The following is a 13,059-nucleotide window of genomic DNA, read 5'->3' on the forward strand; positions in this document are numbered from 1 at the left end:
CGAATGGCATCGGGTGCTCCCCGCAGCGAAATAAAGGAGGAGCGAAGCGGGGGACATTCGCGGAGGGGAGTACCCGGTGTCAGTCGCACGCGCCCCGAATGCCCCCGCTCCCGAACCCGTTCCCGACCCCGAACAGAGCCGCGAAAACGATCTCAGAGCTTGGGCACGCCGCCCTGCCACTGCGGCCAGTTCGTCACGATATGGTCGACCACCCGGCTGCCGACAAGTTCGATGTTCTCCACCGTCTCGGCAAAACCGCCCGCCGTCTCGCCCGGCGCCGGGTCAAGATGCTGCAACGTCGTTTCCTTCGGACTGCCCTGGTCGAAATTCACCGCCCCGCGCAGGCTCATCACCCGGTCCGTCCCATGCGTGCGCTTGATCACCAACGTGATCGCCGCCGCTTCCATCTCGGTGATCACGTAGTCGTCCGCGCCGTACAGCTTCGCGATGTACTGCGCCTGCTTCGACATTCCCGGGCCGTGGAAGAACGTGTCGCCCGTCATGTGCGTGCCCGTGCCGACAAAAGGCGCGCGGCGCGCCGCGGCGTCCGGGTAGCGCAGGCGGTACTTGCGGGCCGACTCCGAGTCTTTCAGCGGCGTGTTGGCCGACAGCTTCATCGCCCAGCCCACGAGGTCGGGGTTGATCTTGAAGCGGCGGTACTCCTCGTAGCCCTTGCGCGGCATGAAGGTCGGCTCGCCAGGCTTGTTTTCTTCGGGGGCCCAGCGATGGCCCAGGTCGTAGTCCACCAGCCAGGTGGCCCAGCTCACTTCGCCGATGGTGCCGCGCGACGGCGGCGTGCCGGCCACGCCCGAGATCACGTAGTAGGCCTGCGAGAAATCGAACTGCGGGTTCAGCAAGATGGCCTGCATCGACGACGACGAGTTGACCTTGCCCATGCCCAGCACGGCACCGCACACGCCGTCGGCGTTGCAGTACACGGGCTGCAGCGCGCCGGGCACGGCCATCGGCTTTGCGCCCTTCCAGTAGCGCTCGTACCAGTGCTGGAACTCGCCGGCGCGGTCGCCGGTGTTCTGGCCGATCTCGAACATGGCGGCGACGAACACCTTGACCTTGACGGGTGCAGCAACAGCAACGGCAGCAGTTGCGGTAGCAGGCGTCGCGGGCGAAGTCGTCGAGGTGGAAGCGCAGGCGGTGGCAAGAAGTGCGACACCGCACAGCGCCAGCAGGCGTGCGCCGACAGGGAAAGACCAACGTGAAAACATTTCTGGGACTCGGTAGAAAAGAAGAAGAGACAAAGAGAAAAACAAAAACCAGCCGGGTAAACAACATGCGCGCCCCGCGCACCGCCAACGCGTGCGGCGTCCTACAGGGTGCAATTGTCGGTGCTGGCAAAAGCAAAAAGCGCGAAGTAACGCACCGATGCAAAGCCCATGCCCGCCACCACATCTTCATCCCCTTCCGCCGCCAGGCCGCCCTCGAAACCCACGCCCATCGCCAACGGCCTGGTCTACGTGAACCCCGACATGCCGGGCATCCGCCGCCTGAAGCACGGCGAGCGCTTTCGCTACCGCGATGCCAAGGGCCGCTGGCTGCGCGACGTCGACGAAATCTCGCGCATCCGCATGCTGGCGATTCCGCCGGCCTACACGCAGGTGTGGATCTGCCCCCTGCCCAACGGCCACCTGCAGGCCACCGGCATCGACGCACGCGGGCGCAAGCAGTACCGCTATCACGCCGACTGGCGCGTGATGAAGGACGAGACCAAGTTCGACCGGCTCGAAGCCTTCGCCCTCGCGCTGCCGCGCATCCGCGCCCGCGTGGCGCGCGACCTGCAGCCGCCGATGGACAAGAAAGACAGGAAAGACAAGAGCGATGGCAACAGCAACAAGAACGCGCCCGGCCGCGGCCAGGTGCTTGCGGCGCTGGTGCGCCTGCTCGACACCACGCTGCTGCGCATCGGCAACGAGGAGTACGCCAGCAGCAACGGCTCGTACGGCCTCACGACCTTGCGCAACCGGCACGCCGCCGTGCAGGGCGCGGCGCTGCGGCTGCGCTTCAAGGGCAAGAGCGGCGTGATGCACGAAGCGCGGCTCGACGACCCGCGCGTGGCGAAGGTGGTGCGCCAGTGCCAGCAGTTGCCGGGCCAGTCGCTGTTTCAGTACGCGGACGAAGAAGGCGAGCTGCGCGGCGTGTCGTCCACCGACGTCAACGACTACATCGCCGAAGCCGCGCAAGGCGAACGCTTCACCGCCAAGGACTTCCGCACCTGGCACGGCACGGTGCAGGCGCTGGAGCTCACGCGGCTGGCCTGCGAGCCGGGCCGCACCGCCGCGGATGGCGTGCGCTACAGCGCCAAGGACATCCTGGCCGTGGTTGCCAAGCAGCTGGGCAACACGCCGGCGGTCTGCAAGAAAGCGTATGTGCACCCCGCGGTGCTGGCGCTGGGCAGCGCGCTCACGGCCGATGACGACGAAGCCACCACGGCGCTGTTCGAGAAAATCGCCGGCCGCAGCGGCACGGCTCGGCCATCGCGCGGGCTGTATGCGGCGGAGCGGCGGCTGCTGGCTTTTCTCCGCACGCACCGGCAAGCCCAAGCACGCGAGCGGCGCACGAACAATGGAAGCGCGAGGAATGCGAAGCGCACCCCGCGCGGCAACAAGCCTCAGCCGCCGGTGCCGGTGGTGAGCGAAAGGCGCACGCTGTCGCGCTCCAGCGCGATGGCGTAGCCCAGGTCTTCGGCCAGGTTCTGCAGCGCCACGGCGTCGATGGCCAGCGCGCGCGGCGCACGGTGCGCATCGAGCACCGCATGCGTGGCGCCAAGCTCGCGCGGCAAGGCGCGCAGGCGCAGTGCATCGGCACCATCGGCCTCGATGCGGATCGCACCCGCCTCTTCCACGCCATCGTGCAGGTAGCCCAGCGCGCCCAGAAACAGGTAGCGCAGGGCGGCGCCCGAGGGCCAGCGCGGTTCGCCCTCCTGAGCGGCCAGGGCGTCGTCGGTTTGCAGCATCACGCCGTGCAGGTCGAAGGCCGAGCGCATCAGGCCGACGCACTGCGCCACCAGCGCGCTGCGCGTGATGCCGTCGTCGGTGGTGGCCAGTTCCCAGTCGCGCAGCGAACGGATGGCGTGCACCAGCTCCGACACCTGGTTGTCGATGAGTGCCACGCGCTCTTCGCAGGCAGCGGGGTCGATGGTGGCAGCGGCGACCTGGCGCTTGAGCATCAGCAGCGCCATGCGGATCACCGACACCGGCGCCGCCATGTCGTGCCGAAGGGCGGGCAAGGCGCGCGTGAGCAGTTCGTGGCGCACACCGGCAGCGATCCAGCTGCGCGCTCCGGGAGAGGCCTTCATCGCGCGATGGCCGCCAGTGTCGGCAGGGTCACCGGCCCGGTCGCTGGAAGGGCCGGAATGTCCGGCCGGCCTGCATGGCAGGGATCGATGAAAGGCACGTTCACGGTTACGTCCTGAAGCGAGAGAAGAACAAGGCCACGAGTATCGTGCCCGCCTCCCGCGCCGGATGTAGGAACGTGCCTACGAGGGCCGTGGCCCGCGCTTCAGGCTCGGCTACAGGGCTTGTTCAGGGCTTGCCGAGGTAGGTGCGGACGTCCTTCACCTCCACGCCCGCGGCGGCGATGGCCGAGCGCAGTTGCTGCTCGGTCACGCCCAGCGTCTGGGTCCAGTAGCGGACCTCGTGCGCTTCGTTCACGTTGATGCGGGCGGCATCTTGCGGCCCGCGCTTGCTCAGGTCATCGGCCATGGTGTGGTTTCCTTTGTTGAAGCCACCACCATGCGGCGCCGCCGGGCAACGGGCTGGAGGACGGCAGCGCGGCTGTGTGCAGGAGAAGTCCGAGCGCCGCCGGTTGCGGATGGCCTCAGGGCTGCCGGGCGCGCGCCTGCAGTTCCCGCTTGAGCAGCTTGCCGTTGGCGGTGGTCGGCATGGCGTCGATCACCTCGATGCGGGCCGGCCGCTTGTAGGGAGACAGGTGCTCGACCAGCTGCGCGCGCAACGCGGCCTCGTCGAGCACGGCGCCGGGCTTCATCTCGACGAAGGCGACGATCTGCTCGTTGCCATCGGCCTCGGGCACGCCGACCACCGCGCTCAGGTGCACGCCGGCAAAGCGGCCGATCACCGCCTCGATCTCGGCCGGGTACACGTTGAAGCCCGAGCGGATGATCATTTCCTTCAGCCGACCGACCACGAACAGCGCGCCGTCTTCGCCGAAGCGCCCGAGGTCGCCCGACGCATACCAGCCACCGGGGCGCATCACCTGCGCGGTGGCGGCCGCATCGCGGAAGTAGCCGAGCATCAGTCCCGGGCCGCGCAGCCAGATTTCGCCGGTGTCGCCCGGCGCGGCATCGGTGCCGTCGGCAGCAACGATGCGCGCCTCGCCGCCTTCGACCGCATGGCCGGCGGCCGTGTCGGTGCGCGGCGATTCGGTGCGCGTGAGAAACACCGAGCCCGCGTACTCCGACAGGCCGTAGCCGTAGTGCAGCGGCTGCCCGAACAGGCGTTCCACCCGCTGCTTGAGCGCGGGGTCGAGCGGCGCCGAGCCGGTGTACACGTAGCGCAGTTGCGGAAAGCGCGGCACCACGTGCGCCGCGTCGATGTGGGCCAGCAGGCGCGCGTACATGGTCGGCGGCCCGAGCAGGTTCGACACCTGCTCGCTGGCCAGCGCCTGCAGCATGTCGGCCGGCGAAAAAGTGCCGCGCAGCACCAGCGACGCGCCACCGGTCAGCGCGGCCATCAGCACGGTGCCGATGCCGAAGATGTGCGTCATCGGCAGGAAGGCGTAGGCGCGGTCGTGTTCGCCCAGTGCGCGCACGCCGGCCGACACGCGGCCGAAATGCAGCAGCCCGCGGTGCGACACCATCACGCCCTTGGGTGTTCCCGAAGTGCCCGACGTGAAGATGATGGCGGCGGTGTCGGCCAGCGCCGCATCGGGCTCGGTGCGCGCGTCGGCGCGCACGGCGGAATGCATCACGCCGGGCAGCGTGGCAGGCACCGCGCCAGCGCGTTGCGCATGCTGCGCTGCCGATTCCGAGGCACCGGTCGTGAAGCAGCACAGGCGCGCATCGGCACGCTCGACGATGGCCGCGACTTCGCCCGGCGACATGCGCGCGTTGACGCCGCAAGACCAGGCCCCGACACGGCTGCAGGCCATGAGCAGCGCGATGTGGGCGGCGCAGTTCTCGGCCACCAGCACCACCCGGTCGGTCGGCCGCACGCCGGCGGCCAGCAGGTCTTGCGCGGCCACGTCGGCCATTGCCTGCAGCGCCGCATAGGTGGTGGTGCCGCCGTGCTCGAAAAGAAAAACGGCGTCGGGCGTGCGCGCCGCGCGCGCCTCCAGCAACTCATGAATACGCCGCATCGCCTATTCCGCCTCGATGCCCTTGGACGCGCTCGCCCAGAGCTTGCGGTCGGACACGCCCTTGGCCGCGAGCAGCTCGGCCGCGCCCGACCAGACGTCGTAGCCCTGCTCGCGCAGGCGGTGCGCGATGTCTTCGCGCGCCAGCATCTTCTGCGCCGCCGCATTCACGCGCGCCACCAGCGCCGGGTCCATGCGCGCGGGGCCGTAGAGGCCGAACCAGCCGCCCACGTCGTAGCCGGGCACGCCCGACTCGATCATGGTCGGCACGTCGGGCAGCATGCGGTTGCGCTGGCGCGAGGTGACAGCCAGCGCGCGCACCTTGCCCGACTGGATGAAGGGCTTCGAGGTGGCGATGATGTCGAACATCATCGTCACGGTGCCGCCCATCACGTCGGCCAGCGCCGGCGCACTGCCCTTGTAGGGCACATGCGTCATCTGCACGCCGGTCATTTTTTCCAGCAGCGCGCCGCTCAGGTGGTTGGACGCGCCCACGCCCGCCGAGCCGTAGAACACCTTGCCCGGCCGCGCCTTCGCATAGGCCAGCAGCTCGCTCACGTTGCGCACCGGCAGCTCGTTGTTGATGACCAGCACGTTGGTGTAGTCCACCAGCGGCGCGAGCGGCGTGAGGTCCTTCATCGGGTCGAAGGCCATGCGGCGCTGCACGTTCGGGTTGATGGTGATGGTCGGGCTGGCGCCGAAGAACAGCATGGCGCCATCGGGCGGCGCCTTGGCCACCGCATCGCCGCCGAGCGAGCCGCTGGCGCCCGGCCGGTTGTCGACGATGACCTGCGTGCCCAGCTCCTGGCTCAGCGCGGGCGCGAGCAGGCGCGCGGCCCCATCGACCGGGCCGCCGGCGGAATAGCCCACCACCAGCTTGATGAGCGGCGGCAGCGGCTGCTGCGCGAAGGCGCGTGAAGGCAGTGCGGCCAGCGCTGCGCTGCCCGCCAGCGCGGCCATCAGCTGGCGGCGCGAGAAGTCGGTGGGTGTCGTCATGGGCGATGTCTCCTGTTGTGTATTTCTTCGGCGGCTCGCATCGCTCAGCCAGGCAAGTCGAGCACTTGCCGCGCGAGGATGTTGCGCTGTATCTCGTTGGTGCCGCCGTAGATCATTGCGGCCGTGGCCCCGATGAGCGGCGACAGCACGTTGAAGGTCTGCCCGTCGAGCAGCTGGTCGCCGGCCACGGCGCCCTGCTCTTCCCCGGCCTCGACCAGCAGCGCGCCAATGCGGTGGTAGGTTTCACTGGCCCAGATCTTCAGCAGCGACACCGACGCGGGCAGCGGCTTGCCGGCCCGCACGATGTCGGCAAAGCGGGTGTAGGCGGCGGTCAGGTCGGCCACGTCGAGCCGCAGCGCGGCGAAGCGCTGCGCGAACACCGGGTCGGCGAACAACCGCCGCGCCTGCGCCAGCCGCGCCAGTTGGCCCAGCGCGTACTGCGACTGCTTGGGGCTGCCGAGAAAAATGCGCTCGAAGCCCAGCAGCGCCTTCGCGATCGTCCAGCCGCCATGCAGCTTGCCGACCAGGTTGCCGGCGGGCACGCGCACGTTGTCGAAGAACACCTCGCAGAACTCCGGCTCGCCCGCCAACGTGTGGATCGGCCGCACGGTAATGCCCGGCGTGCGCAGGTCGCACAGCAGAAAGCTGATGCCCTCCTGCTTGCGCGCGTCCTTGTCGGTGCGCACCAGCATGAAGATGTGGTTGGCGTCCTGCGCCAGCGTGGTCCAGATCTTCTGGCCGTTGACGACGAAGTGCTCGCCTTGCGCGTCACGCGCCGGCAGGGCCTCGGTGCGCAGGCCCGCAAGGTCGGAGCCGGCACCGGGCTCGGAATACCCCTGGCACCAGACGTTCTCGCCGCTCAGGATGCGCGGCAGAAAGCGCTGCTGCTGCTCGGGCGTGCCGTGCTGTATCAGCAGCGGCCCGATCATCACGATGCCCTGGTCGGGCGCGCGCGCCACGCCGTACTGCTCCAGTTCCTCGATCCATGCAATGAGCTTGTCGGCCGGCAAGCCCATGCCGCCATGCGCCTGCGGCCAGGCCGGAGCGATCCAGCCTTGCGCCGACAGCGTGAGGTACCAGTCGCGCATTTCGCTCCAGCGCGCGCGGTGCGACAGGTAGCGCAGTTGCTGCGGATAGCGCTGCTGCAGGAAGCCGCGCACCATGCGGCGGAAATCGGCCTCGGGCATCGCGGACCAATCCGCGTGGCGCGGGAACTCGCCCGTCCAGGCCACCGCCGTGGTCGCGCCGATCTCTGCCTCGCCGGTGAGCGCGGCATGGCGGCGCTGGTGCGCGGTGACATTGCCCAGCCACGCCGACAGGCACAGCACGCGCTTGTAGAACAGGCTCAGGTCGCACTCCTGCGTGTAGCCGATGGCACCATGCAGCTGCACCGCCGCGCGCGAGGCCTGCAGCGCGGCGGCGGTGCAGCGCGCATTCGCACGGCTGGCCTCGGCTTCGAGCCGGTTGCACGACAGGTCGTCCTGCGCGGCCAGGGCCAGCACTTCGTCCAGCGTGGCCTGGGCCACTTCGAGGTGAATGAACATGTCGACGCAGCGGTGCTGCAGCGCCTGGAAGCTGCCGATGGCCTTGCCGAATTGCGAGCGCGTGCGCAGGTAGGCCAGCGTCTGCGCCAGCATCGCCTGCCCCGCACCCAGCAGCTCGGCCGCCTGCAATATCTGGCCGGCCGCGAGCGCATGGCGCAGCGCGTCTTGCGCTCGCGGCCCCTGGGCCAGCACGGCACCGGGCGGCAGCACGACCTGCTCGAAGCGCAGGTTGGCGGCCTGGCTGCCATCGACCAGCGGCACCGGCGTTTCGGTCACGCCCTCGGTGCCGCGCGGCACCCACAGCAACACCGCATCGTCGTCACCGCGCGCGGACACCAGCCAGCCGCTGGCGGCAGCGCCGGGCAGCACCATAAGTTTTTCGCCCTGCAGCAGCACGGCGCCCGCATGCCCGGCCTGGGCCTCGCAGCCGCAGGACAGCGGCACCGCGCTCAGGTCGCCCGCGCTTTCCTGCCAGGCCAGCGCGGGCAGGCTGCGGCCTTCGACCAGTTCGCGCAGCAAGGCCTGCGCGCCTGGCGTGTCGAGCCGTGCCAGCAGCAGCGCGCTGAGGCCCGGCACCGCGAGCAGCGGTTCCGGCGCCACGTGCTCGCCGGCCGCCCGCAAGATTTCCGCCGCACCGTCGAGCCCCAGTGCAAGGCCGCCCGCGGATTCGGGCGCCAGCATGCCCGGCCAGCCGAGCGCCACGATCCCGGGCCAGCCCAGTGCCTCGTCGATGCCCGGCTGTTCGGTGCGTGCGCGCCGCCGGGCGATGGCCCGGCTTCGGACAAAGTAGTCCAGCGCCGCTTCGCGCACTGCCGCAAGTGATTCGGTGTCCATCCAGCTGCCTGCCTCGTTCGGTTGCAATGACGAAACGCAGCGTGCCTGAAGACCCCGCCGCGGAGCATTTGCATTTGCCGAAGGGAGGGTTTCGCAATCACTGAGCGGCCTCGCGCGGGGAGGCATAGATTCGAGGCCATGACCAAGATCAAGAAATCCCTGCACACCGAGCTCGGCCACAGCACGCCCGACAAGATCACCGTTCGCGGCCGTGACCTGCCCTCCGAGATCCTCGGCCACCTGAACCTCGGCGACATGGCCTTCCTGGAGCTGACGGGGCGCATCCCGACGCCGCAAGAATCAGTAACCTTCAACGCCATCGTCGTCACGCTGGTCGAGCACGGCATCACGCCCAGCGCACTGGCCGCGCGCCTGACCTATGCGGGCGCCCCCGAGGCCCTGCAGGCGGCCGTGGCGGCCGGCCTGTGCGGCCTGGGCACGGTGTTCGTCGGCAGCACCGAAGGCGCGGCGAAGATGCTGTATGAGGCGATTCCCTTCGGCGAAAAGCCGGCGCGCCCGCTCGCCGAGATGGCGAAAGACATCGTGGCCGACCACCGCGCGCGCAAGCAGATCGTGCCGGGCCTGGGCCATCCACTGCACAAGCCGATCGACCCGCGCACACCGCGCCTGTTCCAGATCGCGGCGGAGAACGGGCTGTCCAGCCACTACGTCGCGCTGATGCAGGCGGTGCAGGAAGAAGCCGAGCGCGTGTCGGGCAAGTCGCTGCCGATCAACGCCACCGGCGCCATCGGCGCGATTGCCGCCGAGTTCGGCTTTCCGTGGAAGATCATTCGCGGCTTCGGCGTGATGGCGCGTGCCATCGGGCTCGTGGGCCACATCCTCGAAGAGATCGACGACCCCATGGCCATCGAGATCTGGCAGCGCGTCGAAAAAGAAGCCGGCGGCCCCCGCCACGACTGACCGGGCAGCAAACGATGAACAACGCCAACGACAAGAGCTTTCCCGACATTCGCGACGCCGTGCGCGACCTGTGCGCGCAGTTTCCCAACGAGTACTTCCGCAAGATCGACGAGGCGCGCGGCTACCCCGCTGACTTTGTCGACGCGCTCACCAAGGCCGGCTGGATGGCCGCGCTGATTCCGCAGGAATACGGTGGCTCGGGCCTGGGCCTGACCGAAGCCTCCGTCATCATGGAAGAGATCAACCGCTGCGGCGGAAACTCCGGCGCCTGCCACGGCCAGATGTACAACATGGGCACGCTGTTGCGCCACGGCAGCGAAGCACAGAAGCGCGCGTACCTGCCGCGCATCGCGACCGGCGAATTGCGCCTGCAGTCGATGGGCGTGACCGAGCCCAGCACCGGCACCGACACCACCAAGATCAAGACCACGGCCGTGAAGAAGGGCGACCGCTACGTCGTCAACGGGCAGAAGGTGTGGATCTCTCGCATCCAGCATTCGGACCTGATGATTTTGCTGGCGCGCACCACGCCGCTGGCGGACGTGAAGAAGAAGTCCGAAGGCATGTCGATCTTCATCGTCGACCTGCGCGAGGCCATCGGCAAGGGCATGACGGTGCGGCCGATTTTGAACATGGTGAACCACGAGACCAACGAGCTGTTCTTCGAGAACCTCGAGATTCCGGCGGAGAACCTGATCGGCGAAGAGGGCCAGGGCTTCAAGTACATCCTCGACGGGCTGAACGCCGAGCGCACGCTGATCGCGGCCGAATGCATCGGCGACGGCTACTGGTTCATCGACAAGGTCACGGCGTACACCAAGGAGCGCGTGGTGTTCGGCCGGCCCATCGGCCAGAACCAGGGCGTGCAGTTTCCGATTGCCGAGGCCTTCATCGAAATCGAAGCGGCCAACCTGATGCGCTACGAGGCCTGCCGCCTGTTCGATGCGCACCAGCCTTGCGGCGCGCAGGCCAACATGGCGAAGTACCTCGCGGCCAAGGCAAGCTGGGAGGCGGCCAACGCCTGCCTGCAGTTCCATGGCGGCTTCGGCTTTGCCTGCGAATACGACATCGAGCGCAAGTTCCGCGAGACACGGCTGTACCAGGTCGCGCCGATCTCGACGAACCTCATCCTCAGTTATGTCGCCGAACACATGCTCGGCCTGCCCCGCTCGTTCTGAAGGCCGCCATGAACGCATCCAACCATCCCAGCAAGGCACTCGCCGCCTTCGCCGCCGAGCTGAAGTTCGCGGACATTCCCACGCCCGTGCTTCGCCGTACCGAAGACCTGATGCTCGACTGGCTCGGCTCCGTGCTCGCGGCCCGCACGGCGCGGCCGGTGCGCAGCATCGAGCGCTTCGCGCAGACGATGGGGCCCGCCGACGGCCCCAGCGAAATACTGACCTCGCGCCGCGGCAGCTCGCCGGTGTTCGCGGCACTGGTCAATGCCGCGGCCTCGCACTACGTGGAGCAGGACGACGTGCACAACGGCTCGGTGTTTCACCCAGCCGCCGTGGTCATTGCGCCGGCGCTGGCGGTGGCGCAGAGCATCGGGGCGAGCGGCGCGCAATTGCTGACGGCCGTGGTCGCGGGCTACGAGGTGGGCATCCGCGTCGGCGAGTTTCTCGGCCGCTCGCACTACAAGACCTTTCACACGACAGCGACGGCGGGCACGCTCGCGGCGGCTGCAGCCGTGGGGCGTCTGCTCGCGCTGACGCCGCAGCAGATGCTGCACGCCTTCGGCTCGGCCGGCACGCAATCGGCCGGTGTCTGGGAGTTCTTGCGCGATGCCGCCGACTCCAAGCAACTGCACTGCGCGCACGCCGCGGCCAGCGGCTTGATGTCGGCCTACCTGGCGCAAGACGGCTTCACGGGTGCCGCACGAATCCTGGAAGGCGCGCAGGGCCTGGGCGTGGGCATGTCGAGCGACGCCGATCCGGCCAGGCTCACCGACGGGCTCGGCACGCGCTGGGCGCTGGCCGAGACTTCATTCAAGTACCACGCCTCGTGCCGCCACACGCACCCCGCCGCCGATGCGCTGCTGCAGGTGATGACGCAGAACAAGCTCGCGCCGTCAGACGTCTCAAGCGTGACGACACACGTGCACCAGGGCGCCATCGACGTGCTGGGCCGCGTGACCGTTCCGGCGACGGTGCACCAGGGCAAGTTCTCGATGGGCACGGTGCTGGGCCTGATCGCCGTGCACGGCCGCGCGGGCCTCGGCGAATTCGACCGCGACTTTCTCGCGCCCGAGGTGGAGGCCTTCCGCGACAAGGTGACGATGCAGCTCGACAGCGAAGTCGACACCGCCTACCCCGCGCGATGGATCGGCAAGGTGAGCGTGCAAACGGCCGATGGCCGCACGCTGGAGGGCCGGGTCGATGAACCCAAGGGCGACCCGGGCAACAGCCTGAGCCGTGCCGAGATCGAGGACAAGATGCAGCGGCTGGCGCACTACGGCGAAGGCGCCACGGCGGAAGAAGCGAAGGCCCTGTGCCAGCGCGTGTGGCAACTGGCCGATGCGCCGAAAGTCGAGCGCCTGCTGGCCAACTAGCCAACCGGAAAACTTCAGTCGAACAGGCGTCCATGGCCGGGCGAACGCGCATCGAGCCCGGCCTTGCGCACCAGGTCCCAGAAGCCCGCAGGCGAGCTGGAAACCACGGGCACCTGGAGCAGCGCCTCGACCTTGCGCACCGCGTCGAGCGTGACGAGCCCGCCGCAGGAAATCAAGATGCCATCGGCCCCTGGCTGGGCCTCGAAGACCTTGACGCAAAGATCGACGAGCACCTGCGTGGGCACGGTGCCGACTTTCTGCACATCGGAGATGGCCAGTCCTTCGAGCGCGAGCGGCTCGAAGTCGCTCTGTTGCAGATAGAGCCGCAGTTGCAGGTTGACTTCGTCGATATAGGCAGTGGCGACGGCCACGCGCCGGATGTTCAAGCTGCGCAACCCATCGACGATGGCGTTGCTCATGGTGCTGCACGGCAAGCCGGTGGCACGCGCCATCTCGGTCTCGAGTTGCCGGTTGAAGGCGGCACCGCGAAAGAAGCTCAGCGACGTGCCCATGAGCGACACGGCGCTCACGCCTTCGGCCTTGAGCTCCAGCGCCTTGCCGATGACGGAGTCGATGACTTCGGTGTAGCCGCGTGTAGAGATCTCTCCAAGGCCGAGGCCACGCGCGCTGAAGCGGATGCGATCGCCGTAGAGCAGCGGACCGTCTACCGGTACTGCGCCGGCTGCGGGCGGCACGATCAGGCCCAGATGCGGGGTGGTCATTTCTTTGGCTCCAGTGGGTTGTGTGTTGCGTTTGTTTTCTGCGTTTGTGTTCTGCGTTTGGGTGCGGGGGCATTCGGGGCGCGTGCGACTGACACCGGGTACTCCCCTCCGCGAATGTCCCCCGCTTCGCTCCTCCTTTATTTCGCTGCGGGGAGCACCCGATGCC

Annotated in this window: 11 protein-coding genes; 4 read left to right on the forward strand and 7 right to left on the reverse strand. The window is 68.5% G+C overall.

Annotated elements, in window-relative coordinates; translation table 11 throughout:
• Positions 1-152 precede the first annotated feature (152 nt).
• Positions 153-1,223 carry a purine nucleoside permease gene (locus tag DBV14_RS03770; RefSeq protein WP_124457869.1) on the reverse strand — a complete coding sequence of 357 codons (1,071 nt, stop codon included), beginning with the start codon at positions 1,221-1,223 and terminating at the stop codon, positions 153-155.
• A gap of 168 nt (positions 1,224-1,391) precedes the next feature.
• Here DBV14_RS03770 and DBV14_RS03775 point away from each other — a divergent pair, with 168 nt between their 5' ends.
• Positions 1,392-2,687 (forward strand): DNA topoisomerase IB, encoded by a 1,296-nt coding sequence (locus tag DBV14_RS03775; RefSeq protein WP_124457870.1) that lies wholly within the window; start codon positions 1,392-1,394, stop codon positions 2,685-2,687.
• Here DBV14_RS03775 and DBV14_RS03780 read toward each other — a convergent pair.
• From DBV14_RS03780 to DBV14_RS03800, 5 genes are all read right to left on the reverse strand, one after another.
• Positions 2,624-3,310 carry a hypothetical protein gene (locus tag DBV14_RS03780; RefSeq protein WP_124457871.1) on the reverse strand — a complete coding sequence of 229 codons (687 nt, stop codon included), beginning with the start codon at positions 3,308-3,310 and terminating at the stop codon, positions 2,624-2,626. The genes DBV14_RS03775 and DBV14_RS03780 overlap by 64 nt on opposite strands.
• Positions 3,311-3,536: 226 nt before the next feature.
• Positions 3,537-3,716 (reverse strand): DUF3606 domain-containing protein, encoded by a 180-nt coding sequence (locus tag DBV14_RS03785; RefSeq protein ID WP_124457872.1) that lies wholly within the window; start codon positions 3,714-3,716, stop codon positions 3,537-3,539.
• Between the two features lie 115 nt (positions 3,717-3,831).
• Entirely contained in the window at positions 3,832-5,328 is a 1,497-nt protein-coding gene (locus DBV14_RS03790; protein ID WP_124457873.1) for a class I adenylate-forming enzyme family protein, read from the reverse strand.
• 3 nt (positions 5,329-5,331) lie between these two features.
• A complete protein-coding gene (locus DBV14_RS03795) occupies positions 5,332-6,321 on the reverse strand; it encodes a tripartite tricarboxylate transporter substrate binding protein (RefSeq protein WP_124457874.1) in 990 nt (329 codons plus the stop codon).
• Between the two features lie 44 nt (positions 6,322-6,365).
• Entirely contained in the window at positions 6,366-8,699 is a 2,334-nt protein-coding gene (locus DBV14_RS03800) for an acyl-CoA dehydrogenase (protein ID WP_124457875.1), read from the reverse strand.
• Positions 8,700-8,837: 138 nt separating this feature from the next.
• On the opposite strand from DBV14_RS03800, the gene DBV14_RS03805 reads away from it, so the two are divergent.
• Genes DBV14_RS03805 through DBV14_RS03815 form a run of 3 tightly spaced genes read left to right on the forward strand, consistent with a single transcriptional unit; the run spans position 8,838 to position 12,171 of the window.
• Complete coding sequence (locus DBV14_RS03805) at positions 8,838-9,620, forward strand: citryl-CoA lyase (RefSeq protein ID WP_124457876.1); 783 nt, start codon at positions 8,838-8,840, stop codon at positions 9,618-9,620.
• Between the two features lie 14 nt (positions 9,621-9,634).
• Positions 9,635-10,798: an acyl-CoA dehydrogenase family protein gene (locus DBV14_RS03810; protein ID WP_124457877.1), complete on the forward strand. Its 1,164-nt coding sequence runs from the start codon at positions 9,635-9,637 to the stop codon at positions 10,796-10,798.
• Positions 10,799-10,806: 8 nt separating this feature from the next.
• Complete coding sequence (locus tag DBV14_RS03815) at positions 10,807-12,171, forward strand: MmgE/PrpD family protein (protein WP_124457878.1); 1,365 nt, start codon at positions 10,807-10,809, stop codon at positions 12,169-12,171.
• A 14-nt stretch (positions 12,172-12,185) separates the two neighbouring features.
• Here DBV14_RS03815 and DBV14_RS03820 read toward each other — a convergent pair whose 3' ends face one another.
• A complete protein-coding gene (locus DBV14_RS03820) occupies positions 12,186-12,893 on the reverse strand; it encodes an arylmalonate decarboxylase (protein ID WP_124457879.1) in 708 nt (235 codons plus the stop codon).
• Positions 12,894-13,059 lie beyond the last annotated feature (166 nt).

This window comes from Variovorax sp. KBW07, assembly GCF_003852515.1.
In the GTDB taxonomy this organism is placed as follows: Bacteria; Pseudomonadota; Gammaproteobacteria; order Burkholderiales; family Burkholderiaceae_C; genus Variovorax.